The organism is Kitasatospora sp. NPDC098652, assembly GCF_044760155.1.
Classification (GTDB): domain Bacteria; phylum Actinomycetota; class Actinomycetes; order Streptomycetales; family Streptomycetaceae; genus Kitasatospora.
Genome location: NZ_JBIWAQ010000006.1, coordinates 381,537 through 406,211 on the forward strand (window position 1 = coordinate 381,537; position 24,675 = coordinate 406,211).

Sequence of the window (24,675 nt, forward strand, 5' to 3'; positions counted from 1 at the left end):
GAGCGGCCCCCCTGGACGGCCCCCCGGGGCGCGGCGGACGCGGCCCCTCCGCCCAGTGTCCCGCCGTCCACCGGCGGTCACATCTCGCCGCGCCGCGTCCCCCGCGGAGGGGGAGGGGGTGCGCGGGGGAGGGGTCAGCCCCGGCAGCCCTCCAGCAGCCGCAGCCACACCTCGCTGATCGTCGGGTAGGCGGGGACGGCGTGCCAGAGCCGGTCGATCGGCACCTCGCCGACCACCGCGACGGTCGCCGAGTGCAGCAGTTCGGCGACGGCCGGGCCGACCAGGCAAGCGCCGATGATCACCTGCCGGTCCAGGTCGTAGACCACCCGGGCGCGGCCGCGGTAGTCGTCGGCGTAGAGCGAGGCCCCGGCGACCTTGCCGATCTCGTGGTCGACGGCCTTGACCCGCAGGCCGAGCCGCTCGGCCGCGGCCAGGGTCAGGCCGACGGCCGCGACCTCGGGCCGCGTGAACACCACCTGCGGCGCTCCGGCGAGGTCGGCGGACGCGGAGTGCGCGCCCCAGCGCGAGGTGTCCAGTGCGCGCCCCTCGGCCCGGGCGGCGATCGCCGCACCGGTGATCCGGGCCTGGTACTTGCCCTGGTGGGTGAGCAGTGCCCGGTGGTTGACGTCCCCGGCGGCGTACAGCCACTCGCCGTCCACGCCCAGCACCGTGCAACTGTCGTCCACGTCCAGCCAGTTCCCCGGCCGCAGCCCGACCTGCTCCAGCCCGATGTCGGCGGTACGCGGGGCCCGGCCGGTGGCGTACAGCACCTCGTCGACGGTCAGCCGCTCGCCGCCGGAGAGCGTCAGCACCACCGGCCCGGTGGCGTCGGCCCGCTCCAGCGCCCTCACCTCGGTGCCGAAGCGGAGGTCCACGCCGGCCTCCCGCAGCCCCTCGGCCACCAGCTCGCCCGCGAAGGGCTCCATCCGCGGCAGCAGCGCGTCACCGCGCACCAGCAGCACCACCTCGGAGCCGAGCGCCCGCCAGGCGGTGGCCATCTCCACGCCGACCACCCCGCCGCCGACCACCGCGAGCCGCCCGGGGACGGTCGGCGAACCGGTCGCCTCCCGGTTGGTCCACGGGTGCGCCTCCGCCAGCCCGGGCACGGTGGCCGGCAGCACCGGGCGGCTGCCGGTGCACACGACGACGGCGTGCCGGGCGGTGAGCACCCGCTCGGTGCCGTCCTCTTCCTCCACCGTGACCGTCCGTACGCCCGCCAGCCGGCCGTGGCCGCGGACCAGCTCGATGCCGGTGTCCCGCAGCCACTGCACCTGGCCGTCGTCCTTCCAGTGCGAGGTGAAGGAGTCCCGCCGGGCCAGCACCGCCGCCGCGTCCAGCCGGCCGTCGCCGACCGCCTGCCGGGCGCCGCCCACCGCGCGGGCGTCGTCCAGTGCGGCGGCCGGGCGCAGCAGCGCCTTGCTCGGCATGCAGGCCCAGTACGAGCACTCGCCGCCGACCAGTTCGGCCTCCACGATCACCGTGCTCAGGCCCGCGGCGACGGTCCGGTCGGCCACGTTCTCGCCGGTCGGCCCGGCGCCCAGGACGATGACGTCGTACTCCCCGGTGGTGCTGCTGGTCATGTCCCGTCCTCCGTGGTCTCGCGGGTCGCCCGGCCCCTGGCCGGGTGCGGCGTGCGCCCCATCCTGCGACGCGGACCGGCCGGAGCGCGGGCGAACACGCCAACCGTGATCAGATCGCCGCGAGTTCCGCGAGCAGCGCGGCGGTGTCGGCCGGGCGGGAGAACATCGGCCAGTGCCCGGTGGGAAGTTCGCGCAGTTCCCAGTTCGGCCCGGCCATCCCGACGAACCACGGGTGGCCGGACGCGATCATCTCCCGCACCCGGTCGAGTGGGAAGGAGCAGGTGACCAGGGCCTGTGGCAGGGCGGCCCCGGCGCCGGTCAGCCGGAGCCGGTCCCGGTACGCCCCGACCGGGTGCGGGGTGAGCCGGGTGCGGATCCGTTCCAGCGCGGCCCCGTCCAGGCCCTCGGTGCTGGAGCCGTGGGCGGCCATGTACTCCCAGGAGGGCATCGGGAGCCGGCCGTCGACCGCGGTGGCGTCGGCCTCGGCCCGGAAGTCGGGCTGCCACAGGTCGTACACCGAACCGCCGTCCGCCATCGGCCCGCTGTCCAGGTAGACCACCCGCCGGATCCGTTCCGGCATCCGGTCCGCGACCCCGCCGACGGGGGCGCAGGCGCCGCTGTGCGCGACCAGCAGCACGTCCCACAGGTCCTCGCGCACCAGCAGGTCGGCCAGGTCCGCGATGTGCTCCTCCAGCCCGAAGTCGCCCTGTTCACCGGCCCGTTCGGCCAGCCCGGGCAGGCTCACCGGGAAGACCCGGTGCCCGGCCGCGCGCAGCGGCGCGGCCACCTCGTCCCAGGCCCAGGCGCCGAGCCAGAATCCGGGAACCAGTACGAACGTGGTCATGGTGGACCGTCCTTCCGCGGTGGGGCCCCCGTCCCCGGTGCTCCCGGCGCGGCTCAGGGCTCAGGTTCGGGGCTCAGGGCTCAGGGCTCAGGCCTGGCCCTCAGCCGCCTGCTCCTGCGCCACCTTGCGCTTGACCTCGGTCATGTCCAGCTCGCGGGCCTGGCCGATCAGGTCCTCGAACACCGGCTCCGGCAGCGCCCCGGCCTGGGAGAAGATCAGCACGCCCTCGCGGATGATGGCCAGCGTGGGGATCGACTGGATGCCGAACGCGGCGGCCAGCTCCTGCTGGGCCTCGGTGTCGACCTTGGCGAAGACGAGGTCCGAGTGCCGCTCCGCGGCCTTCTCGTACACCGGGGCGAACTGGCGGCACGGCCCGCACCACCCGGCCCAGAAGTCGATCAGGACGAAGTCCTTGCCCTCCGGGCCGGGGATGATGTCGTCGAAGTTCTCGGTGGTCAGCTCGACCGTGTTGCTCATCTCGCGGATCCTTCCCTTCCGAAGGTGCCGGTACGGATCATGCGCCCGGGACAACGGTGATGCCCGACGGGGTATTCCGGGCCCGGCCGGGACTGAGCACCGGGCGGCCACCGTCCGTACTGAGGGGTGTCCAGTCCGTTCACCGACGCGGGAGGCTCCCCATGCGCAGCACCACACCCCGCAGCCGCCGGGCCGCTGTGCTCGCCGCCTCCGGCCTCGCCGCGGCGGCCCTGGTCGCCGGCTGCGGGTCGTCCGGATCGGGCAAGTCGAGCGCACCGAGCCCGTCGAGCAGCGCCGGCGCCCCGGCCGCCGCCACCCTCCGGACCGCCGACGACCCCAAGCTCGGCACCATCGTCACCGACAGTGCGGGCTTCACGCTCTACCGCTTCGACCAGGACCAGAGCAACCCCTCGGACTCGTACTGCAACGGTAACTGCGCCACCCTCTGGCCGCCCGAGCACGCCAACGGCGACATCACGGTCAAGGGCATCGACAGCAAGCTGGTCGGCAGCTTCACCCGCGACGACGGCACCAAGCAGGTCACCGTCAACGGCTGGCCGGTCTACCGCTACTCGCCGGACACCAAGCCCGGCGACACCAAGGGCGAGGGCGTGGCCGGTCAGTGGTTCGCGGTGACCCCGACCGGCGGCAAGGCGATGCCGGGCGGCACCCCGGCGCCCGCCACCCCCGCGCCGAGCACCCCCACACCGACACCCACCCCGCCGTCGTCGGGCTACTGACCGACGGCCGCCCGACCACCACCACCCACTACCGACCACCGCCCTCGACCGGGAGGCCCGGGTGCGCAACGATGAAGTGGTGACCGATGAGCACCCCGCCGCACACGGCCCGGGGGCCGCGGACGAGGAGCTGATGCGGGCCCTGTACCGCGAGCATGCCGGTCCGCTGTTCGGCTTCGTGCTCCACCTGGTCGCCGGGGACCGGCAGCGCGCCGAGGACGTCGTCCAGGAGACCCTGGTCCGGGCCTGGCGCAACATCCACCGGCTCGACCCGCAGGCCGGCTCGCTGCGCCCCTGGCTGGTCACCGTGGCCCGCCGGATCGTGATCGACGACCACCGCAGCGCCGCCGCCCGCCCGCACGAGGTGGACGCGTCGGTCCTGGAACAGCTGCCCGCCGAGGACGAGATCGACCGGGCGCTGCGGATGATGACCGTCGCCGACGCGCTCGCCGACCTCTCGCCCGCCCACCGGGAGATCATCGTCGAGACCTACCTCAAGGGCCGCACCGCGAAGGAGGCGGCCGCCGTCCTCGGCATCCCGGCCGGGACCGTCCGGTCGAGGGTGTTCTACGCACTGCGCTCGCTCAGGCTCGCGCTGGAGGAACGGGGAGTGACATCGTGATCGAGCGGCCCGCCCCCGCCCCCGGCCCGCCCGGTGGCCCGTCCGGTGGCTCCGAGCACCTGGACGTCGCGTCGTACGTCCTCGGCCTGCTCGAGCCCGCCGAGCGCGCGGGCTTCGAGCTGCACCTGGCGGACTGCCCGCAGTGCACCGGACAGGTCGGCGAACTGGGCTTCGTGGAGCCGATGTTGGGCGAGTACGTGGCGTCCGCGCGGGCCGCCGGACTGGACCCGGCCGACTTCGCGCCGACGCCGGACGGGCGGCTCCTGGACCGGCTGATCGCCGAGGTCACGGCCGGCCGGCGGCGTGGCCGGGTGCGGCGGCTGGTGCTCGCCCTGGCCGCGACCGCGATGGTCGCGGCCGGCCCGGCCGTCACGGCCGCGGTGCTCACCGCGGAGACCACGCCCGCCGTGGTCGCCGTCGCCGAGCAGTTCAGCGCCAGCGACCCGGCCACCGGGGCCAAGGCCACCGTCGGTGTCGACGGCACCACCTGGGGCAGCCGGGTCAACCTGCAACTCTCCGGCGTGCAGGGCCCGTTGACCTGCCGGCTGGTCGCCGTCTCGCACGGCGGCGAGCACCAGACGGTCACCACCTGGTACGTCCCGGCGGACGGCTACGGCGAACCCGACGCCCCGGGTGTGCTGCGCACCACCGGCGGTGCGGCCATGCAGCCGGGCGCCATCGACCACTTCGAGGTGCGGGTCCAGAACTCCGACACCCTGCTGGTCTCCGTCCCCGCGCACCGGGGGTGACCGGGCACGGGGCACATGACCGGGTACGGGGCACCGGCAGGGCGGCTCAGCACCCCGGGTGCGGCCCGTCGTACCTGACCAGGCGCTCGATCCGGGCCGTGCCCAGGTGCTCGGGCCAGTGCGGGCGGGGCTCGCCGTCGTCGGTCGTGTGCTCCCGCCGCCAGGTCCGGCCCCAGTCGACCCGCAGCTCCGGCCGGAAGCTGTGCCTCCGGCCGCACGGGCAGGGCACCAGCACCCGGGCGCAGGTGCGGCACAGTTCGGCCCGGTCGTGGCCGGTCGACACCTCCACCGCGGGTCCCTCCTCCCCGCAGGCCGGGCAGCCCGGCAGTGTGGCCCCGTCCAACAGCGCGTTCTGCCGTCGGACGTAGTCGGGCAGGCTCAACGCCGGGTGCAGGAAGGGGTCGTGGCGCCAGGCGTCGTTCGGCGAGGTCCACCGGGGCTGGTTCCACCACACCGGCGTCGCCGCCCGGCGGCCGTCCCGCTTCTCGGCCCGCCGCTGCGCCGCGTACCGCTCCGCCCGGGCCAGCCACAGCTGCCGCGCCTCGTGCAGTTCCTCCACCGCCCGCACCAGGGACTGCGGGTCGGCCTCCAGGCGCCGGGGCATCCGGGCGCTGAGGGTCAGGTGGTGGTAGGTCGCCCGCAGGCCGTACGGGGCGAAGCCGGTCAGGCAGGTGCGCAGGGCGCTGTGGCGTCGGTGGACGGGCAGCGCGGTGTCGAGCACCAGGGCCCGGTGGGTGTGGAAGCTGGTCACGGCGTCGGCTCCTCGCCGTCCTCGGGGGCGTCCGCCCGGGGGCCGGAACCGGCACCGTGGGCGGCGGTGTCATCCGGCGATCATGCCGCAGGCCCGGTTCGGACGGCAGGCGGATTCGGGCCGCCGCCGGGTGGGGCTCAGCGCGGTCCGCCCTGCACCGCGTCCGCCGCGACCGCCGCCAGCACCCGGCCGCAGCGCCGGGCGAAGGCGTGCTGGAGGAGCGGGAACAGCGGGCCGACCAGCCGGGCCCACCAGGCGACCGGCCGGCTGAACGCGGTGACGCCGAACCAGACCGTCCCGTCGGGCGCCAGCTCGACCAGGAAGGTCTCCTCGCCCCGGCCGAGGTGCCCGTGCCTGGTCCCGTAGGTGAATCCGTACCGGTCCGGGCCGTCGTCGACGGCCAGCACCCGGTTGGGCGCGCCCGCCCGCAGCGGGCCGACGCCGATCGCGCAGCGGACGGCGACGCCCGGGGCCGCCCGGTCGGCCTCCGCGTCGATCCGGACGCCGGCCAGCCGGTGCATCCGCCAGCCGAGCAGCGCGGCCCCGGCGACCTCCAGGGCGGCGCGGCCGTGGCCGATCGGGGCCCGGTGCCGCAGGTGGTGGTAGCCGGCGGGCAGCTCGCCGGTGCGGCTGGCGCCCTGCTCGGGGTAGCTGTAGTCGGTCGTGGGGTGGCTGTGGCCGGTCCCGGGGTGGCCGTGGCCGGTCCCGGGGGTGCTGTGGTCGTTCATCGGGCGTCCTCCGCGGTGGTGATCCGGCGCCAGGCGAGGAGCGCGCAGAGCGCGAAGCCGAGCGCGTTGCCGAGGCCGTGGGTGGCGGCCATCCAGGCCAGGGTGGGGTGGGGGAGTCCGGCGGCCCGGCCGAGCGCCCACCACAGGGCGAGCAGCATGGTGAGCGCCAGCACGCCCGAGGAGACGGTGAGCAGCCCGGCGGTGACCGGGTCGGCCGAGCGGGTGCGCAGGTCGCGCCAGCTGACCAGGCCGACCAGCCACATCCCGCTGCTCAGCACGACCGCCCCGGCGAACTGCCACCAGTTGCCGAGGAAGTACCCGGCGAGCACCAGCAGGGTGCCGGCCGGGACGCTGAGCGCCGCGCAGCGGGCCGCCGTGGAGCCGGGCGCCGAGGCGCGGCAGACCAGTCCGGCGACCAGCGCGGCGGTGAATCCGGCGTAGTGGAAGTGCGGGACGGTCAGTGCCAGGATGTGCGGTTCGAAGCCGAACAGCGGGTAGCCGGAGCGTTCGGCGACCAGGGCGACCCCGGCCACCGAGGGCGCGGCGAGTGCGGTGAGCACGGCGATCTCGGCGGGGGCGAGCGAGCGGGTGCGGGCCAGTCGCCGGGGCGCGTGCAGGGCGACGGCCAGGGTGCCGAGGGCGTAGAGGACGGCGGTGGCGGTGGCGAGACCGCCGCGCGGCAGCCAGAGCGACAGCGCCCCGGGGACGGCGGCGAGCGGCCAGAGCCGGCGGATCCGGGCCAGCCCGGGTTCGTCGACGAGGGCCAGGCCGAGCGGCAGGACGGCGCCCATACCGAGCAGGACCAGCAGGTCGACCAGTTCGGTCGTGCCCTTGTCCATGGCGGGCACACCCCCTCTTGAACGCGTTCAAATACCCTTCGTCCGCGACTCTACGTCGCCGAGTTGAACATGTTCAACCTGGCCCCGGTCCGGCTGGCCTGGTGTTCACGCTGGGTGCGGCGCACTCTGGAGGAGTAACCGATGGAGGTGATCCGCCATGCAGACTCTGGTCGGTTGGCACATCGAGATGGAGTTCCGCGAGGAGGGCGCGCGGACCAGCGCCGCCGCCCTGCTGAGGCTCGGCGACGGTACGGAGGTGCGGGCCCACGGCTACAGCAGCCGCCACCCCTCCGACCCGGAACAGCTGCGGGTGGGCGAGGAGATCGCGGGCGCCCGCGCACTCAACGACCTCGCCTCGCAGCTGCTCACCAAGGCCCACGGCGAGATCCAGGACGTCAGCCCGGTCCCGACCCACCCGCTCTCGTGACCGCCCCGCACCCGGACGGCGGCCAGGGCCGAGCCGGACGGGACCCGAACCGGCCGCGCATCCCGCTGATCTGTCCGCGCTGCGGGCACGAGCAGCGGGTCGTCCCCGGCGGCCCCGAACGGGCGGTCAGGGTCGTGCACGTGGGGACCGGCCGGGAGGCCTGTGAACCGGGGGACCTCGCCCGGGCACCGGACGACGGGGCCTGATCCGCGAGGCTCCCCGCACCCCGTGCGAGGGGAGACGCGAGCGCGCCCAAGCGTGGTGCGCCCGGCAACGCCGAGCGTCCGGAAACGTCGGGTGCCGGGCCCCCGTCCCCACGGGTCCCGGCACCCGGCGGGCGCCGAGGCGCCCGAAAGCCCTTCCGCACCGCTCAGTTGACTCAGTTGACGCAGTACGTCCCCGGCGGCCGCCACTCCGGCCCGACCAGCCGCTGCTCCAGCTCGTTCGGGGTGATCCGGATCCCGACCGTGCCGGACAGCCCGACCCGGAACCGGCTGCGGGCCAGCGCGATCAGCGCCGTGAGGCCGTACTTGTTGATCAGCGAGGTGCGGTAGCGCGCGGTCGCGTCGGCGTCGCAGAGCCGGGCGCGGGCCGGGAGCCGGCGGCCGGTGGGGCGCCCGTGGGCGTCGCAGGGGCCGATCAGCACCCGTGGGTGGCGGCGGATCCGTTCGGCCTCGCCGGAGTGGGCCGGGGTCCAGACGCCGAGCGCCGGGCCGTCCGCGACCACCCACAGCTGGGAGTCCAGTCGGCTGCCGTCGTCGCCGAAGGTGGTCAGCAGGAGGTACCTGCTGTCGGCGAGCCGGTCGGTGGGGTCGTGCATGATCTCCTCCCTCGCACAGGGGGGCGGGGTCAGTGGTGACCGTGGCCCTCGGTGATCTCGCGGTACTCCTCGACGCCGGGCTTCTCGATCCGGGCGTGCTCGCCGTGGAACCCGCGGGACAGCCGCACGCGGGTGCGGGTGAGCGCGCCCGCGGGCCGGGCCACTCCATTCTCGTCGACCGCGGGCGGCAGTTCGAGGGGGCGGGGCTGCTCGTGCGAGGTGAGCCGGTGCAGTTCGGCGGGCGCCAGCCCGGCGTGCACCTCGGTGAACTCGCCGTGCGGCAGCCGCTTGATGACGCCGGTCTCCCGCCCGTGCAGCACCTTGTCGCGGTCCCGCCGTTGCAGGCCCAGGCACCAGCGCTTGGTCACGACGAAGACGACGACCGGGACGACGAAGAAGCCGATCCGCACCGCGTAGGTGATGGAGTTGAGCGACAGGTGCAGATGGGTGGCAATGAGGTCGTTGCCGCCGCCCGCGAGCATCACCAGGTAGACGCTGATCCAGGCCGCGCCGAGGGCGGTGCGGACCGGTGCGTTGCGCGGCCGGTCGAGCAGGTGGTGCTCCCGGGCGTCGTTCGTCACCCAGCTCTCGACGAACGGGTAGACCGCGATTGCGCCGAGGATCACCGGGAACAGCGTGAACGGGATCAGCACCCCGAGGTTGAGGGTGTGCCCCCACAGGCCGATCTCCCAGCCCGGCATCACCCGGATCAGGCCCTCGGCGAAGCCCATGTACCAGTCGGGCTGGGCGTCGGTGGAGACCTGGTCGGGCCGGTACGGGCCGTACGCCCAGATCGGGTTGACCGTGGCGATCGCGGCCATCAGCGCGACGATCCCGAAGACCAGGAAGAAGAAGCCGCCGGCCTTCGCCATGTACACCGGCATCAGCGGCATGCCGACGACGTTCTTCTCGGTCCTGCCGGGGCCCGCCCACTGGGTGTGCTTGTGGTAGAAGACCAGGATCAGGTGCGCGACCAGCAGGCCGAGCATGATGCCCGGGATCAGCAGGACGTGGATGGTGAAGAACCTCGGGATGATGTCGTGCCCGGGGAACTCCCCGCCGAACAGGAACATCTGGATGTAGGTGCCGACCAGTGGCACGGCCAGCACCACGCCCTCGATGAACCGGATCCCGGTGCCGGAGAGCAGGTCGTCCGGGAGCGAGTAGCCGAAGAAGCCGTCCAGCATGCCGAGGAACAGCAGCAGGAAGCCGAAGACCCAGTTGATCTCGCGCGGCTTGCGGAACGCGCCGGTGAAGAACACCCGCATCATGTGCACGAACATGGCCGCGACGAAGACGATCGCCGCCCAGTGGTGGATCTGCCGGATCAGCAGCCCGCCGCGGACCTCGAAGCTGATGTCCACGGTGGAGGCGTAGGCCTCGGACATCGGGACGCCCTTGAGCGGGACGAACGAGCCGCTGTAGACCACCTCGCCCATGCTCGGCTTGAAGAACAGGGTCAGCCAGACACCGGTCAGGATGATGATCAGGAAGGTGTAGAGGCAGATCTCGCCCAGCATGAAGGACCAGTGGTCCGGGAAGATCTTGCGCAGGTTGGCCCTGGCGAGGGAGTAGATCCCCAGCCGGCCGTCCGCCCAGTCGGCGGCCCGCTGCCCCCGCCCTGGGTTCTGATTCCGGGTCATGTGCACGCACCTCAGTCCGAAGGAAGCGGGGATCAGTCCCCGATTCGCACTGAGGTCACAATAATCGGGGACTGATCCCCACTTCTACCCGGGGCCCGTTCCGTCGCGGCTCGCCGTTTACGGACGGCCTGCTCGGAAAGGGCGGCCCGCCCCGAAACGGCGAGCGGTCCGGAAACGGCGAGCGGCCCGCCCGGTGTCGTGGAAGACACCGAACGGGCCGCATGCGCACCCGAGTCACCCCGTGGGGCCCGCGAGGGTCAGTGCACCAGCACCGGCACCTCGTCGCTCTTCGCCGCACCCGAGTCCGCACCCGCGGCGCCGGGCTGGCCGGCGTTGATCAGGGTGAAGGCGACGGTGGCGGCCGCCACCAGGATCCCGAAGGACACCCAGATCGCGGTCGAGAAGCCATGCACCATGCCCTGGAGCTGCACCGCCTTGTCCGCCGCGGCGGCGTGGTGCGAGGTCAGCCAGCTGGTGGTGGCGCTGGCCGCGATGGTGTTCAGCAGCGCGGTGCCGATGGCGCCGCCGACCTGCTGCGAGGTGTTGACCATGGCCGAGGCCACGCCCGCGTCACGCGGCTGGACGCCGTGGGTCGCGAGGCTCATCGCCGGCATGAAGGCGGTGCCCATGCCCAGGCCCATCAGGACCAGACCGGGCAGGATCAGCGCCGGGTACGAGGTGTCCAGGCCGATGTGGGTCAGCAGGAACATGCCGACCGAGGCGGTCAGGAAGCCCGGCGCCATCAGGTAGCGCGCCGGGACGCGGGTCATCAGCCGGGCGCCGATCTGGGTCGAGCCGGTGATCATGCCCGCCACCATCGGCAGGAAGGCGACGCCGGTCAGCACCGGGCTGTAGCCGCGCACGACCTGCAGGTAGTAGGTCAGGAAGAGGAACAGGCCGAACATGCCGATCACGGCCATGCCCAGGGACAGGTAGACCCCGCCGCGGTTGCGGTTCAGCACCACGCGCAGCGGCAGCAGCGGGGCGGCCACGGAGCGCTCCACGAGCACGAAGGCGCCCAGTAGGACGACGGCCGCGGCGAACAGCGCGATGGTGCTGCCGGCCGTCCAGCCGCTGGACTCGGCGCGGGTGAAGCCGTACACCAGCGAGACCAGGCCGGTGGTCACCAGCAGCACACCGGGGATGTCCAGCTTGTTGCGGTTGCGGCCGCCGGCCGGCTCGCGGATCACCATGACGGCGCCGGCGATGGCCACGATGGCGAAGGGGATGTTGACGAAGAAGGTCCAGCGCCAGTTCAGGTACTCGGTCAGCGCGCCGCCGAGGATCAGGCCGATGGCGCCACCGCCACCGGCGATCGCCCCGTAGATGCCGAACGCCTTGGCGCGCTCCTTGGCCTCGGTGAAGGTCACGGCGAGCAGGGACAGCGCGGCCGGCGCGAGCAGGGCGCCGAACACGCCCTGGAGGGCACGGGCGCCGAGCAGCATCGCGGTGTTGGCCGCGGCGCCGCCGAGCGCGGAGGCGAGGGCGAAGCCGGTCAGGCCGACGATGAAGGTCCGCCGGCGGCCCCAGAGGTCCGCGATCCGGCCGCCGAACAGCAGCAGGCCGCCGAAGGCCAGCGCGTAGGCGGTGATCACCCACTGGCGGTTGCCGTCGGATATGCCCAGGTCGGTCTGGGCGGACGGCAGGGCGATGTTCACGATGGTGGCGTCGAGGACGACCATCAGCTGGGCGAGGCCGATGAAGATCAGCGCCTTCCAGCGCCTGGGATCGGGGATCGTCGCCTGTGCGGCGTCGGTCTGAGACATGGGGGTACCCATTTCACGGTGCGTGGTGTGCGAGAACGGTCAACTGCCGTACGGGAACGGCAGGTTGCCGTACGGGTGCGAGGGCGCGCGGAGGCGCCCGGAGACGACTCCGGTCAGTCGCGCGGAAGGTCGCGGAAGGTGGGGTGCGAGTGGGTCGGATCGGACTCGGATCAGTGGTGGGTCCAGGTGGTCGGTCAGTGCCGAGGGCGGAAGTCCTCGAAGGTCGCGGCCCGGCCGGGCAGCGTCGAGCGGGCCGGCGCGCGCAGGCCGTCCAGGAACAGCTGCAGGTGGCGGTGGACGAACTCGTCGAGCAGTTGGCAGGAGGTGCCCGGCAGCGGCCGGGTCAGCTGACTCATCGCGACGAACAGGTCCCCGTGGTCGACGTCCGGCCGGAGTTCGCCGGTGGCCCGGGCGCGCTCCATCAGTCCGCTCACGGCGGACCGCAGGCGCTCCCGCGTCTCGGTCAACTCCGGGTCGTCCGGATCGACGGTACTGGTGAAGACGGCGCAGAGCCCGCCGACCTTCTCCGCCACGGTCGCGTGCACGAACCGCTGCAGAGCGTCGAACGGACCGCCGCCCACTCCCGCGTCCGCCTCGGCCGTCGCCGTCTCGGCGAGGGCCAGGATGCGGTTCTTGACGAGCAGCGCCACTTCCTGGATCAGCGCCGTGCGGTCCGGGAAGTTCCGGTACAGCGTGGCATTGCCGACCCCCGCCCGCTTCGCGATCTCGTCCAGCGGCACCTCGGCACCGTGCTCGACGAACGCGTCCCGGGCCGCCAGCACGATCCGCTCCCGGTTCCGGCTCGCGTCCGCACGCAACTTCGGCGTGCGCACACTCCCCGTGGAACGGGCCGGCTCTGCGGCGACGGTGGTCATGGCGACTGCTCCTCCAGGATACCGGGGAAGTTCTCCCCGCTTTCTCCAACGTACTCGGAAACGGGGAATCCGTCCCCGCAATTTCCTCCCGCGCTGTGACCTGCGTCACATCCATGTGTGGATGGGATGCGGTCGGCTGTCGTCAGAACCGGCCGCCCGCGTATCCACTCGCCGGTGCGCTCGTTGCACCCGGCGGGTGCCCAGGCGAAGGAGCAGAGCCCGTGACCGCGATCTCCGAACGCCCCCAGATGCTGCCCGAGCAGTTCGAGGAGTTCGTCCGCCGACTGGGCCGGACCGTCGAAGGCATCTGGCCGGAGTTCATCAACGGGAAGCTGGGGGTCAAGCCCGTGCCGGACGGAGACCACGGCCTGATCACCGAGTGGCTGATGCGGATCTGCATCCAGTCGCGTCCTGAGTTGTGGCTGTACGACCAGGGGTTGAAGGTCGAGACCTGCCGCGGCGGCCACGCGCGCCCCGACGGCACGCTCGCGCCGAGCGGCACGTTCGGCAGTCAGGGGGAGTGGGCGAATGCCGATGGCGTCCTGATGGTTGTCGAGGTCACCTCCTACGACTCCGACACGGACCGCCGTGACCGCGTCGAGAAGCCCCGCGCGTACGCCGAGACCGGGATCCCCGTCTACCTGTTGATCGACCGCGATTCCGCCGAAGTCGTCGTCCACAGCCAGCCGGACGGCGTCCGCTACGAGACCGTCCAGACCCTCCCCTTCGGCAGGAGCGTCCGCCTGCCCGACCCGGTCGGCATCACCCTGGACACCGAGCCGCTCAAGAACTGGGTGCGCTGAGCCTGGTCGTGCCTTCCCGGACGGGCTACCCCGGCCGCCGTAGGGTGTGGGCGTCCCGGGCGGCCGGTGGGCCGCGGGAGTCGGGAGGGGCCCGGCGGCCGGGTCGGCGAGGAGGTCCGCGATGGGCAGCGAGGAGACGACCGCGAAGGTGCGCTGCGTGGCGGCCGTTCCGTGCTGGGTGAGCCTGATGGCCCGGGACCTGGAGAGTGCCACGGGGTTCTACGGTCCGCTGCTGGGTTGGGAGTTCGAGCCCGGGCCGGAGCGCTTCGGCCCGTACGTGCACGCGGTGACCGGCGGGGAGGCGGTGGCCGGGCTGGGGGTGGCGGGCCTCGGGGCGGTGCCGGTCTCCTGGACCAGCTACTTCGGGACGGAGAGCGCCGACGCCGCCGCCGACGCGGTGCGCGAGCGCGGCGCGACCCTGGCGGTCGGCCCGCTGGCCTTCGACGCCGGGCGGGTGGCCTTCGCGGCGGACCCGGCCGGGGCGGTGTTCGGCATCTGGGAGGGCCCGCTGGGCCGGGCCCGGAGGCTGAACCTGCCGGGTGCGCCGGTCTGGATCGAGCTGCGCACCCCGGACCCGTTCGCGGCGGCGCTGTTCTACGGCGAGGTGTTCCGCTGGGACGGCCGGGACCCGGAGCGCTTCGAGGTCCGCTGGGAGCACGACCGGGTGGTGCTGCGCGCGGAGGGGCACAGCGTCGCGGCGCTGGCCAAGGAGCAGGCGGAGGGCCCGGCCGGCCCGCCGCCGCACTGGGAGGTCTCCTTCGCCGTCCCCGACACCGACCGGGCGGTGGCGCGGGCCGTGGAGCTGGGCGGCGCGGGGATCGGCCCGGTCTTCGACTCCCCGTACGGCCGGGTGGCCCGGCTGCGGGACCGTGAGGGCGCCCGCTTCGCGGTGATCAGCCCGAAGAGCTGAGCGGCCTCAGCCCGAGGGGCCAGTGCCCGAAGGCTCGGCGCCGGCCGGTTGGGTGCCTGCCGGTTCGCTGCCCGAAGCTTCGCTGCCTGCCGACTCGACGTCCGCCCGCTGCGCCCGGAGCCGTTCGCCGAGCGCCGCGCGGGTCGCTACGGGCAGGGCCTTGCGGGCGGCCGGGAAGACCGTCTTCTCCTCGCCGGTGAGGTGCCGCCGGAGGGTGTCGCCGAGGCCGCGCAGCAGGGTGTCGAAGGCCGGGTCGGCCGGGCCGACTCCTTGCAGGTCGGCGAGGTACTGCCCGATCGCCAGGTGGTCGTGGATGCTGCTGAACACCAGGGTGCCGCCCTCGGGCACGTCGTGCTGGACGAGCGGGAAGAGGTGCTCCTCCTCGGCGGCGCAGTGGCTGAACAGCAGATCGGTCAGTCTGGTGACCAGCTCGCCGCGCTCGGCCGAGCCGGCCGGCGCCGCCTCGGCGCGGTCGAGCAGGTCGGTGGCCGCCTTGTGGTCGGCGGTGAACTCGCCGAGGATGTCCGGCCTGCGGCTCATGGCGTGCCCGCCTCTCGTCCGGGATCAGGACTCGCCCCCCCGTACTGTCCAGTATCCGGCGCCGCCGCGCGGAACCCTCGGTCCGGCTGCCGCCGGGCTCGGGTTCCGTACGGAAAGTCCCTGCTCAGCCGCCGTCCCGCCGTCCGGTGAGGGCCAGCAGCCGGGTCTGCGGGGTGGCGTCCGCGGGCACCGGCAGCGGCGGGTCGAACAGTCCGCTGCCGGAGAGGTCGCCGTAGCCGCCGATCTCGCCGAGCGCGAAGTCCACCAGGCCGGCCGGGAGGCGGGTGCGGGTGCCGATGGCCTCGGCGAGGTCCCAGGTGTGGACGACCAGGTCGGCGGTGAGCTGGTCCAGGTAGTACTGCCCGGAGACGTCCGCGAAGGAGAGGTGGACGGTGAGTTCGGTGGCGCCGGGCACCTCCCAGGCCTGCCGGGCGGCTTCGGCGGCGGAGCTCCAGGCGGCGACCGGATCGTCGCCGAGCACGTCGCCGTCGTAGCGGCCGCCGACCTCGGCGATGGTGGCGCCCATCAGCAGGTCGGGCACCCAGAGCTGTTCGGCGGTGAGGTGGTTGACCAGGTCCCGCACCGTCCAGTCGGCGCACGGGGTGGGGGAGTCCCAGTGGCTGGGGGCGACCAGCCGGACCCGCTCGTCGAAGGCGGCGAGTGCCTCGGGGTAGGGCGTGCCGGACCGCTTGGCCGGCTGGTGTTGCCTGCGGTGAGCCATGTCTCCACCCTGCCCCGGCCCCGGTGGGGTTCGCGAGTCGTCCATGCACCGTCAGTTGTTCAAATTCGAACTCCACGGTACGGTCGGAGAGCAGCCGGTTCAAGTTTCAACTAGAGGCGCGGTGTGTTCCGCCCCGCCCGGCCGCATCACCACACGCACCCCTACGACCGACCCCGATCGATGGAGACGCGCATGCCGAGCAGCAGCCCGAGCACGACCGCCGCCACCAGTCCCACCGGCCCGACCGGCCTCGCCGCCCGCTTCGCGCGGGACGGCTCCGGGTCCGCGACGACCTCCCCGCACGCCTACGACGCCGGACTCCTGCTCCTGCGCCTGGCGCTCGGCCTGACCATGGCCGCTCACGGCAGCCAGAAGCTGTTCGGCTGGTTCGGGGGCGGCGGGATCGACGGCACCGGTCAGTTCTTCACCATGAGCGGCTACCCGGCCGGCAACGCCATGGCCGTGGTGGCCGGCCTGACCGAGGTCCTGGGCGGACTCGGCCTCGCTGTCGGCCTGTTGACCCCGCTGGCGGGCGCCGCGATCGTCGGCACGATGGTCAACGCGATCGCCGTCACCTGGGGCGGCGGCTTCTTCGCCCCGAAGGGCAGCGAGTACGAGCTGCTGCTGACGGCGGGCGCCGCCGCCCTGGCGCTGACCGGCCCGGGTCGCTACGCGGTGGACCGCTTCCTGCCGGTGCTGAAGGCGCACCGCCTGGCGTACGGCGCGGCCGCCGTGCTGGTCGGCCTGGCGACGGCCGGGGTGATCCTGCTGCTGCGCAAGTAGCAGGGCGGTGCCGCCCTTCGGTGGCTCAACTCGCTTGCTGTTACGCCGTACTGATTAACCATCAGTACGGCGTTCCGGCGTTCCCCGGTGGTGCCGCGCGCGATCACTCGCCGATCCGCACCAGTGCCAGGGTGATGTTGTCCGGGCCGCCCGCCTCGACGGCCGCCTTCCACAGCTCGAAGGCGGCCCTGCCGTCGGCCCGGTCGGAGGGCCCGTCCGCGCGGGCGAGCAGTTCGGCGAGCTCCTCCTCGGGCACCGGGTCGGTCAGGCCGTCGCTGCACACCAGGTAGCGGTCGCCGGCGGCGAGCGGCGCGACCCGTACGTGCGGTTCGACGAAGGTGAGCCCGAGCGAGCCGCCCAGGGTCTGGGTGACCAGCGGGGTGGTGCGCCGGCCGGGTGGCAGCGGCGGGCTGTCGTCCACGCTGACCCGCTCCAGCCTCACCGGTGCCGGGCTGCTCTGCGTCGGGGTCTCCCGCGCCGGGCCCGGACGTTCCCGTGCCGGCCGTCCCCGTGCTGACCGCTCCTGCGCCGACGGCTCAGTGGGCGGCTCAGTGTGCGGCGGCTCGGGGCCGTCACTGCTGATCCGGTAGACCCGGCTGTCGCCCACGTTGAAGACCACGGCCCGGTCGGGCAGCAGCACCAGCCCGGCGACCGTGGTCCCCATCGCGGCCAGCTCCGGCTCCCCGGCGGCGGCCGCGTAGACCGCCCGGTTGCACTCCTGGAGCTCCTCCCGGACGGCCTCCTCGCCGTCCAGTCCACCCCCGGCGGCGGCGAGCCGGCGGGCGACCAGGGCGCTGGCCACCTCGCCGCCGGGGTGGCCGCCGAGGCCGTCGGTCACGGCGACCACGCAGGGCGGGCCGAGCGGGAAGAGCAGGGTCTGCGGATTGGTGGTCACGGTGGCGCAGAGCGTCCACGGGCCGACCGTGAGGCTGTCCTCGTTGTGCTCCCGCACCAGGCCCTCGTGGCTCAGTGCGCTCACCGCGATGTACGGCGCCATCGGCTCGCCGTCCTTTCGCGGGCTCCGGCCGTTGCCGGGGCCCGCCTTCCATTGTCGGCGGGAACCGCGGGAATAACGATCCGCAGCCGCGTGCTAGGGTGGTTGAAAGTTGAACGACTTGGACCTCCTGGAGTGTGGTGAGCAGCATGCAGTTCGGAATCTTCACCGTCGGCGACGTCACCCCCGACCCGACCACCGGCCGCACCCCCAGCGAGCACGAGCGGATCAAGGCGATGGTGGCCATCGCGCGCAAGGCGGAGGAGGTCGGCCTGGACGTCTTCGCGACCGGTGAGCACCACAACCCGCCGTTCGTCCCGTCCTCGCCGACGACCATGCTCGGCTACATCGCCGCGCAGACGGACCGCATCATCCTCTCGACCTCGACCACGCTGATCACCACCAACGACCCGGTGAAGATCGCCGAGGACTTCGCGATGCTCCAGCACCTCGCCGACGGCCGGGTGGACCTCATGATGGGCCGCGGCAACACCGGCCCGGTGTACCCGTGGTTCGGCAAGGACATCCGCCAGGGCATCCCGCTCGCGATCGAGAACTACGCGCTGCTGCACCAGCTGTGGCGCGAGGAGGTCGTCGACTGGCAGGGCCGCTTCCGTACCCCGCTGCAGTCCTTCACCTCCACCCCGCGCCCGCTGGACGACGTCCCGCCGTTCGTCTGGCACGGTTCGATCCGCAGCCCGGAGATCGCCGAGCAGGCCGCCTACTACGGCGACGGCTTCTTCGCGAACAACATCTTCTGGCCCAAGGAGCACTTCCAGAAGCTGATCGACCTCTACCGCGAGCGCTACGCCCACTACGGGCACGGCACCCCCGAGCAGGCGGTGGTCGGGCTCGGCGGCCAGGTGTTCATGCGGAGGAACTCCCAGGACGCGGTGCGCGAGTTCCGCCCGTACTTCGACAACGCGCCGGTGTACGGGCACGGGCCCTCGCTGGAGGAGTTCACCGAGCAGACCCCGCTGACCGTGGGCAGCCCGCAGGAGGTCATCGAGAAGACGCTGACCTTCCGCGAGACCTTCGGCGACTACCAGCGCCAGCTGTTCCTGATGGACCACGCCGGCCTGCCGCTCAGGACCGTGCTGGAGCAGCTGGACCTGCTGGGCGAGGAGGTCGTGCCGGTGCTGCGCGAGGAGTTCGCCAAGGGCCGCCCGGCCCAGGTCCCGGACGGGCCGACCCACGCCGCGCTGGTCGCGGCCCGGGACGAGCAGACCGTGGAGGTGGCCAAGTGACCGCACTCAAGGTGGCCGTGGTGAGCGCCGGCCTCAGCAAGCCGTCCTCGACGCGGCTGCTGGCCGACCGGCTCGCCGAGTCGACCGTGCGCCGGCTCGGGCTGGAGGGTCGGGAGGTCGAGGTCGCCGTCGTCGAGCTGCGGGACCTCGCCGTGGACATCGCCAACAACTTCGTCACCGGCTTCCCGGCCGCCGCGCTGCGCGGGGCGATCGGGACGGTGACGGGAGCGGACGCGGTGATCGCGGTGACGCCGATCTTCACCGCCTCCTACAGCGGCCTGTTCAAGTCCTTCTTCGACCTGATCGACCACGACGCGCTCACCGGCAAGCCGGTGCTGATCGCCGCCACCGGCGGCACGCCGCGGCACTCGCTCGCCCTGGAGCACGCCGTCCGGCCGCTGTTCAGCTACCTGCGCGCGGTGGTGCTGCCGACCGCCGTGTACGCGGCCACCGACGACTGGGGCACGGCGGGCGACGCGCTCACCGACGGCCTGCCGGGCCGGATCGACCGCGCGGCGGGCGAGCTGGCGGCCCTGCTGGCCGGGCGGGCCCCGGCGGCGGAGGCGGCGGTGCCGGAGCAGGTGGTCCCGTTCGCCGAGCAGCTGGCGGCGCTGCGGGTCTGAGGGGCGCGGGCAGGCGGAGGGGCGGGTGCGCGACCGAGCGCCCCGCCCCTCCGCCATTTCCCGCGCCCGGCTGAGCACCGTCCGTCGGCTGCGCACCGTCCGTCGGCTGGGCACCGTCCGCCGGGTGGGGCCGTCCGCCGTGCGAGGTCGCCGTCGGGATGATCAGATTGGTACCGATCTGTCACGACCCGTCCATCCCCCGGCCCAGCGAGAGAGCCCGCCGCGAGCCTCCTGCGAACCTCCCGAGGAGGAACCCCGCCGTGCAGCCCGAACCCCAAGCCGTGCTCTCCCCGCTGACCAGTGCGGCGATCTTCCTGGTCCTCACCGTGGAACCCGGCGGCGAGCCCACCGTCCGCGACCTGCTGCCCGACCTCGCCGGACTGCGCCGGGCGGTCGGCTTCCGGGCCCCCGAGGGCAGCCTCACCTGCGTCACCGGCATCGGCTCCGACCTCTGGGACCGGCTCTTCACCGGCCCCCGTCCCGCCGGACTCCACCCCTTCCAGGAGGTGGCCGGCCCCCGCCACCGTGCCCCGGCCACCCCCGGCGACCTGCTGCTGCACCTGCGGGCCGAACGGATGGACCTCTGCTTCGAACTCGCGAGCCGCCTGGTCGACCGGCTCGCCGGGGCGGCCACCGTGGTCGACTCCGTCCAGGGCTTCAAGTACTTCGACGAGCGCGACCTGCTCGGCTTCGTCGACGGCACCGAGAACCCCGAGGGCCGCGCGGCCGAGACCGCCGTCGTGGTGGGGGAGGAGGACCCGGGCTTCGCCGGCGGCAGCTACGTCATCGTCCAGAAGTACCTGCACGACCTCGACAAGTGGAACGCGCTCAGCGTCGAGCAGCAGGAGGGGGCCGTCGGCCGTACCAAGCTCACCGACATCGAGCTGGACGACGACGTCAAACCCGCCGACTCGCACGTCGCCCTCACCGTGATCACCGGCCCGGACGGCGCCGAGCGGAAGATCCTCCGGTTCAACATGCCCTTCGGATCCTTCGACCGCAGCGGCGAGTTCGGCACCTACTTCATCGGCTACGCGCGCGACCCCGGGGTCACCGAGGAGATGCTGCGCAACATGTTCCTCGGCCGCCCGCCCGGCACCACCGACCGGCTGCTCGACTTCTCCACCGCCGTCACCGGTTCGCTGTTCTTCGTCCCGACCGCCGACCTCCTGGACTCTCCGCCCCCGGCCGCCCCGCCCCCGCCCCCGCCCCTGCCCCCGGCCCACCCGGACGGCTCCCTCGGCATCGGCAGCCTCAAACCGACCTCCTGAACAGCCGCCGCCCGCACCGGCCACCGCCCGAACCGGCGACCGCCCGAACCAGCCGCCTCCTGAACAGCCGACCTCCTGAACAGGACCCGCACCATGAGCAACCTGCACCGAGAACTCGCCCCCGTCTCCGCCGCCGCCTGGGAGGAGATCGAGGAGGAGGCCCGGCAGACCTTCAAACTGCACATCGCCGGCCGCCGCGTGGTCGACCTCAACGGCCCCGACGGCCCCACCCTCGCCGCCGTCGGCACCGGCCACCTCACCACCATCGACCCACCCCTCGACGGCGTCCAGGCCCACGCCCGCACCAGCCGCCCGGTGGTCGAACTCCGGGTCCCCTTCACCGTCAGCCGATCCGCCGTCGACGACGTGGAACGCGGCTCCCGCGACTCCGACTGGCAACCCGTCAAGGACGCCGCCCGCACCCTCGCCCGCGCCGAGGACCGCACCGTCTTCGACGGCTACCCCGCCGCCCACATCGAGGGCATCCGCGCCGACTCCACCAACCCGCCGGTCCAACTCCCCCCGGACGTCCGCGAATACCCCGAGGCGGTCAGCCAGGCCCTCACCGCCCTCCGCCTCGCCGGCGTCGGCGGACCCTACTCGCTCCTGCTCGGCGCCGAGGCGTACACCGCGGTGAACGAGATCACGGACCACGGCCATCCCGTCCACAACCACCTGGCCCGGCTGCTCGACGGGGACATCATCTGGGCCCCCGCGATCGAAGGGGCCTTCCTGCTCTCCACCCGGGGAGGCGATTTCGAACTCTTCCTCGGGCAGGACGTTTCCGTCGGCTACCTCTCCCACGACGCTGACTCGGTACGGCTCTATCTGCAGGAGTCGTTGACTTTCAGCGTCTACACGGGAGAGGCAGCCGTCGCCCTACATGCCTAGCACCACAGCGGCATGGAAGCGGCGATCATGAAGATGTGCATGAACATGTTCATCGTGCTTCGTGGCTCTCTGCCTGGAATTCGGGCGGCGCAAGATCGCCGGTCGGGGCAGATGATAGGCCAAACGCCATTGCTCCTGTCAAACGGTTGGCCGATGTACGAACGAAGTTTCAGGAGTGGAGATTATTTGAAGACTTCGGCTCGAGGTTGGCGAGTGCCGAGCGGGCCAGTGCCGCCTCGTCCGCGATGTCGACCTGCTCGGCCAGATGAATGGCGGCGGTCAGCTGCGCGCGGGCGGCAGTCGCATTTCCGAGTGCCGCCTCACAGCGGCCCAGGCCGCGCAGGGCTGCTGCTTCCTCCCGCGCGGCACCGATGGAGCGGGCCAGTTGGAGGGCTGTCGCGTGCTGGTCCAGGGCTTCCTCGTGTCGGCCGGCGCTCGACATGGTCTGACCGAGGCTGTTCAGGCCGTCCGCCTCGTAGCGGACGCTGCCGACCTCGCGAAATGTGGTCAAGGCAGCCCGGTGGAGCGAAAGGGCGCGGTCGAGTTCGGCGGGAATTCTCAGTGTTCCGGCCAGGTTCACGCGTACCACGGACAGGTCCACCGGTGGCATGAGGCCGTCTCCGATTTCCAGGATCCGCTCGAAGGTGCTGCGTGCCTCCGCATTTCTCCCGGAGCTGGAGTGGAGCTCTCCGAGATTGTTGAGTATGCGGAGCTCGAGAACCCGGTCATTGAAATCCCGGGCACAGGGGAGGGCGCTTTCATAGGCGGCCTGCGCCGCTTCCGAATTCCCCACCGAGCGGTGCAGGATTCCTATGTTGGCGAGGCAGCGTGCGGCATTCAGCTGATCCTCCTGCTGGACCCGGATGGCGAGCACCTCCTCCTGCAGCGCGAGCGCCTCGTGGAGTCGGCTCTGGTTCCATCTCAGTCGCCCGAGCAGGCCCAGCGCGTTCGCGGTGGCGTCCGGGTCGCCCTCGCGGCGGGCGAGGGCCAGGCTGCGCTCCAGGGCCTCGACCGCGGGGTCGTAGTGGGAGGCGTTCGCGAGTGTCGCCCCCAGGTCGCTCAGCGCCCATGCCTCCTGGAGGTCGTTCGTCTGCGACTGCCACAGGGCGGCCGCGGCGCGGTGCATGTCCTGGGCCTCGCTCCAGTACGCCTCGGCGTCCAGGTGGCCGGCCAGCACGTGGGCGAGCCGTGCGCCGGTCTCCGCGCGGCCGACGCGATGTGCGTGGGCGGCGAGGGCGATGAGCGTGGCGATCTCGGCCTCCAGCCAGGCCCTGGCCGATTCGGCCGAATCCATCGCCATATCCGCCAGGATGGCTTCCAGATCATGAAATTGATGATCAGTCAGCCGCTTGGCTCTCGACCTGCGCGGATAGAGCAGGTGATCCGCCTGGTCGGCCGCACTCAGAGCGAAGCGGAGCAGTCGGTCGACCGACGATTCCCGGAGGTCGTCCTCGACCCCCAGGGCCACTGCGAAATCCCGTAAAAGGTCGTGAAGTTGGTACCTTTCGGGCGTGATCTCGATGAGGAGGTGGCAGTTCAGCAATGCCTCCAGCACCTGGTCGGTTTCGTCCACCGTGCGCCCGAGCAGTGCCGCCGCCGCGTGCACTCCGAAGTCCGGTCCCGGATACAGGCCGAGCAGCCGGAAGGCCGATCGCTGGCTCGGCGGAAGGTACTGGTAGGAGACCTCGAAGGCGCGCGCGATGCTGTCCGAGCCGCTGCGGATCTCGGCGAGGCGGCCCCTGCGGGAGAGGCGTCGGGCGAGGTGGTCGAGGGTCCAGGACGGGCGGGCCCGGAGGCGGCTGGCGGCGAGTTCGATGGCGAGCGGGAGGAGGCCGCAGCGGTTGACGATCTCGACCACGCGGTCGCGGTCCGTCGAGCGCTCGGGGCCGACCAGGTCGGTGAACAGGGCGACGGCGTCGTCGACCGGCAGGACGTCCAGGAAGACCGGCCGGGAGCCGGGGAGTTCGGCGAGTCGTTGGCGGCTGGTGACGATGACCAGGGCGGCCGGCGCGGGTGGCAGCAGCGGGCGGATCTGGGAGGCGTTCGCGGCGTCGTCCAGGACGAGGACGGCCCGGCGGGTGGAGAGGGTCTCGGCGCAGAGGGCGAAGACCTCGTCGGCGTCGAGCGGGATGGTGGTGGCGGGCACGCCGAGGCGTCTGAGCAGCAGGGCGCCGGTGGCCTCCGGGGTGAGTGGCGGTTGGTTGCCGACGTGGGCGCGCAGGTTGAGGTGGACGTACCCCTCGGGGAAGTGCTCGCGCATCAGGTCGGCGGCGTGCAGGGCGAGGGTGGTCTTGCCGACGCCGGGCATGCCGAGGATCGCGGAGACGGTGACGACCCCTCCCCGAGCGGCGGCGGCGCCGGGCAGGACACGGCGCAGGTCGTCCCGTCTGCCGATCATCCGGTGCCGTCCCGGGGCGCCGGGGGTCGACACGGCGACCTCGGTAGGGGAGTCGGCGGCCCGGACGAGTTCCGCCCGTCCGGGTGTGCCCGGCAGGGGTTCGCCGTTGAGCATGAGCCGGTGCAGTCGGGTGAGTTCCTCGCCGGGGTCGGTGCCGAGGCGGGTGCGCAGCAGCCGGACGACGGCGGGGTAGACGGCCAGGGCGTCGGCCTGGCGACCGGCAGCGTGGAGTGCGGTCATCAGGTGACCGGCCAGGCGTTCGTCGGTGGGGCGGTCCTCGCGCAGGGCGGTGAGTTCGGGGATCAGTTCGTGGTGGCGGCCGATCCGCAGGTCGAGCTCGATCCGTTGCAGGGTGGTGGCGAAGCGCTGGTCGGCCATGGTGGCGCGGGTGGTGCGGGCCCAGTCGCCGGGCAGACCGGCGAGGGGTTCGCCGCCCCAGAGTTCCTCGGCGCGGCTGAGGACGGTTCTGGCCTGGTGCTCCTGTCCGTTACCGGCGAGCAGTCCGGCTCGTTGGGACAGGTCCAGATATCGGTGCCAGTCGATGAGTTGGGGGTCCGCCCGCAGGGTGTACGTGTGCGATCGGGTGTCGATCGTGGGCACTTCCCCGGGGCTTTCCGTCCCGGCGGCGCGGGC

25 protein-coding genes are annotated in these 24,675 nt (G+C 72.9%); 11 read left to right on the forward strand and 14 right to left on the reverse strand.

Features of this window, described 5'->3' with window-relative positions; all coding sequences use genetic code 11:
* Positions 1 to 134 precede the first annotated feature (134 nt).
* From ACIQWA_RS17205 to ACIQWA_RS17215, 3 genes are all read right to left on the reverse strand, one after another.
* A complete protein-coding gene (locus ACIQWA_RS17205) occupies positions 135 to 1,580 on the reverse strand; it encodes a dihydrolipoyl dehydrogenase family protein (protein WP_402483232.1) in 1,446 nt (481 codons plus the stop codon).
* A 109-nt stretch (positions 1,581 to 1,689) separates the two neighbouring features.
* Positions 1,690 to 2,424 carry an alpha/beta fold hydrolase gene (locus ACIQWA_RS17210; RefSeq protein WP_402483235.1) on the reverse strand — a complete coding sequence of 245 codons (735 nt, stop codon included), beginning with the start codon at positions 2,422 to 2,424 and terminating at the stop codon, positions 1,690 to 1,692.
* A gap of 87 nt (positions 2,425 to 2,511) precedes the next feature.
* Positions 2,512 to 2,901: a thioredoxin family protein gene (locus tag ACIQWA_RS17215; RefSeq protein WP_402483239.1), complete on the reverse strand. Its 390-nt coding sequence runs from the start codon at positions 2,899 to 2,901 to the stop codon at positions 2,512 to 2,514.
* Positions 2,902 to 3,062: 161 nt separating this feature from the next.
* Between ACIQWA_RS17215 and ACIQWA_RS17220 the strand changes: the two genes are divergently transcribed.
* From ACIQWA_RS17220 to ACIQWA_RS17230, 3 genes are all read left to right on the forward strand, one after another.
* Positions 3,063 to 3,641 carry a hypothetical protein gene (locus ACIQWA_RS17220; RefSeq protein WP_402483241.1) on the forward strand — a complete coding sequence of 193 codons (579 nt, stop codon included), beginning with the start codon at positions 3,063 to 3,065 and terminating at the stop codon, positions 3,639 to 3,641.
* A 61-nt stretch (positions 3,642 to 3,702) separates the two neighbouring features.
* Complete coding sequence (locus tag ACIQWA_RS17225; protein WP_402483244.1) at positions 3,703 to 4,263, forward strand: sigma-70 family RNA polymerase sigma factor; 561 nt, start codon at positions 3,703 to 3,705, stop codon at positions 4,261 to 4,263.
* Positions 4,260 to 5,012: a zf-HC2 domain-containing protein gene (locus ACIQWA_RS17230; protein WP_402483247.1), complete on the forward strand. Its 753-nt coding sequence runs from the start codon at positions 4,260 to 4,262 to the stop codon at positions 5,010 to 5,012. The genes ACIQWA_RS17225 and ACIQWA_RS17230 overlap by 4 nt, the downstream gene beginning before the upstream one ends.
* Positions 5,013 to 5,058: 46 nt before the next feature.
* Here ACIQWA_RS17230 and ACIQWA_RS17235 read toward each other — a convergent pair whose 3' ends face one another.
* The 3 genes from ACIQWA_RS17235 to ACIQWA_RS17245 form a co-directional block, all read right to left on the reverse strand.
* Positions 5,059 to 5,763 carry a hypothetical protein gene (locus ACIQWA_RS17235; protein WP_402483250.1) on the reverse strand — a complete coding sequence of 235 codons (705 nt, stop codon included), beginning with the start codon at positions 5,761 to 5,763 and terminating at the stop codon, positions 5,059 to 5,061.
* Between the two features lie 137 nt (positions 5,764 to 5,900).
* Positions 5,901 to 6,491: a DUF1990 family protein gene (locus ACIQWA_RS17240; protein ID WP_402483253.1), complete on the reverse strand. Its 591-nt coding sequence runs from the start codon at positions 6,489 to 6,491 to the stop codon at positions 5,901 to 5,903.
* The gene (locus ACIQWA_RS17245; protein WP_402483256.1) at positions 6,488 to 7,330 is read right to left on the reverse strand and encodes a YndJ family protein; all 843 of its coding nucleotides are present in this window, start codon (positions 7,328 to 7,330) and stop codon (positions 6,488 to 6,490) included. Before ACIQWA_RS17245 ends, ACIQWA_RS17240 begins: the two co-directional genes overlap by 4 nt.
* A gap of 157 nt (positions 7,331 to 7,487) precedes the next feature.
* On the opposite strand from ACIQWA_RS17245, the gene ACIQWA_RS17250 reads away from it, so the two are divergent.
* Entirely contained in the window at positions 7,488 to 7,757 is a 270-nt protein-coding gene (locus ACIQWA_RS17250) for a DUF1876 domain-containing protein (RefSeq protein WP_360237401.1), read from the forward strand.
* Positions 7,758 to 8,136: 379 nt separating this feature from the next.
* On the opposite strand, the gene ACIQWA_RS17255 is transcribed toward ACIQWA_RS17250, so the two are convergent.
* The 4 genes from ACIQWA_RS17255 to ACIQWA_RS17270 form a co-directional block, all read right to left on the reverse strand.
* Entirely contained in the window at positions 8,137 to 8,577 is a 441-nt protein-coding gene (locus tag ACIQWA_RS17255; protein ID WP_360237405.1) for a PPOX class F420-dependent oxidoreductase, read from the reverse strand.
* 29 nt (positions 8,578 to 8,606) lie between these two features.
* Complete coding sequence (locus ACIQWA_RS17260; RefSeq protein ID WP_402483260.1) at positions 8,607 to 10,220, reverse strand: cytochrome bc complex cytochrome b subunit; 1,614 nt, start codon at positions 10,218 to 10,220, stop codon at positions 8,607 to 8,609.
* Positions 10,221 to 10,477: 257 nt separating this feature from the next.
* Positions 10,478 to 11,986, reverse strand: a complete 1,509-nt coding sequence (locus tag ACIQWA_RS17265; protein WP_402483263.1) for an MFS transporter — start codon at positions 11,984 to 11,986, stop codon at positions 10,478 to 10,480.
* Positions 11,987 to 12,180: 194 nt separating this feature from the next.
* Positions 12,181 to 12,861: a TetR/AcrR family transcriptional regulator gene (locus tag ACIQWA_RS17270; RefSeq protein WP_360237411.1), complete on the reverse strand. Its 681-nt coding sequence runs from the start codon at positions 12,859 to 12,861 to the stop codon at positions 12,181 to 12,183.
* Between the two features lie 221 nt (positions 12,862 to 13,082).
* Here ACIQWA_RS17270 and ACIQWA_RS17275 point away from each other — a divergent pair, with 221 nt between their 5' ends.
* Complete coding sequence (locus ACIQWA_RS17275; RefSeq protein WP_402483265.1) at positions 13,083 to 13,664, forward strand: Uma2 family endonuclease; 582 nt, start codon at positions 13,083 to 13,085, stop codon at positions 13,662 to 13,664.
* 121 nt (positions 13,665 to 13,785) lie between these two features.
* Complete coding sequence (locus ACIQWA_RS17280) at positions 13,786 to 14,574, forward strand: VOC family protein (RefSeq protein ID WP_360237415.1); 789 nt, start codon at positions 13,786 to 13,788, stop codon at positions 14,572 to 14,574.
* A 6-nt stretch (positions 14,575 to 14,580) separates the two neighbouring features.
* On the opposite strand, the gene ACIQWA_RS17285 is transcribed toward ACIQWA_RS17280, so the two are convergent.
* Positions 14,581 to 15,114 carry a hemerythrin domain-containing protein gene (locus ACIQWA_RS17285; RefSeq protein WP_402483268.1) on the reverse strand — a complete coding sequence of 178 codons (534 nt, stop codon included), beginning with the start codon at positions 15,112 to 15,114 and terminating at the stop codon, positions 14,581 to 14,583.
* 124 nt (positions 15,115 to 15,238) lie between these two features.
* Positions 15,239 to 15,835 (reverse strand): TIGR03086 family metal-binding protein, encoded by a 597-nt coding sequence (locus ACIQWA_RS17290; RefSeq protein ID WP_402483270.1) that lies wholly within the window; start codon positions 15,833 to 15,835, stop codon positions 15,239 to 15,241.
* A gap of 192 nt (positions 15,836 to 16,027) precedes the next feature.
* On the opposite strand from ACIQWA_RS17290, the gene ACIQWA_RS17295 reads away from it, so the two are divergent.
* On the forward strand, positions 16,028 to 16,618 hold the full coding sequence (locus tag ACIQWA_RS17295) for a DoxX family protein (RefSeq protein ID WP_402483271.1): 591 nt from the start codon (positions 16,028 to 16,030) through the stop codon (positions 16,616 to 16,618).
* A 103-nt stretch (positions 16,619 to 16,721) separates the two neighbouring features.
* Here ACIQWA_RS17295 and ACIQWA_RS17300 read toward each other — a convergent pair whose 3' ends face one another.
* Entirely contained in the window at positions 16,722 to 17,615 is an 894-nt protein-coding gene (locus tag ACIQWA_RS17300) for a PP2C family protein-serine/threonine phosphatase (protein WP_402483274.1), read from the reverse strand.
* 146 nt (positions 17,616 to 17,761) lie between these two features.
* Here ACIQWA_RS17300 and ACIQWA_RS17305 point away from each other — a divergent pair, with 146 nt between their 5' ends.
* The 4 genes from ACIQWA_RS17305 (at position 17,762) to ACIQWA_RS17320 (ending at position 21,644) form a co-directional block, all read left to right on the forward strand.
* Positions 17,762 to 18,859 carry an LLM class flavin-dependent oxidoreductase gene (locus ACIQWA_RS17305; RefSeq protein ID WP_402483278.1) on the forward strand — a complete coding sequence of 366 codons (1,098 nt, stop codon included), beginning with the start codon at positions 17,762 to 17,764 and terminating at the stop codon, positions 18,857 to 18,859.
* On the forward strand, positions 18,856 to 19,482 hold the full coding sequence (locus ACIQWA_RS17310) for an FMN reductase (RefSeq protein ID WP_402483281.1): 627 nt from the start codon (positions 18,856 to 18,858) through the stop codon (positions 19,480 to 19,482). The genes ACIQWA_RS17305 and ACIQWA_RS17310 overlap by 4 nt, the downstream gene beginning before the upstream one ends.
* A 260-nt stretch (positions 19,483 to 19,742) precedes the next feature.
* Positions 19,743 to 20,753, forward strand: a complete 1,011-nt coding sequence (locus tag ACIQWA_RS17315; protein ID WP_402483283.1) for a Dyp-type peroxidase — start codon at positions 19,743 to 19,745, stop codon at positions 20,751 to 20,753.
* 93 nt (positions 20,754 to 20,846) lie between these two features.
* On the forward strand, positions 20,847 to 21,644 hold the full coding sequence (locus ACIQWA_RS17320) for a family 1 encapsulin nanocompartment shell protein (RefSeq protein ID WP_402483284.1): 798 nt from the start codon (positions 20,847 to 20,849) through the stop codon (positions 21,642 to 21,644).
* Between the two features lie 169 nt (positions 21,645 to 21,813).
* Here the strand turns inward: ACIQWA_RS17320 and ACIQWA_RS17325 are convergent, their stop codons facing one another.
* Complete coding sequence (locus tag ACIQWA_RS17325) at positions 21,814 to 24,642, reverse strand: ATP-binding protein (protein ID WP_402483333.1); 2,829 nt, start codon at positions 24,640 to 24,642, stop codon at positions 21,814 to 21,816.
* Positions 24,643 to 24,675 lie beyond the last annotated feature (33 nt).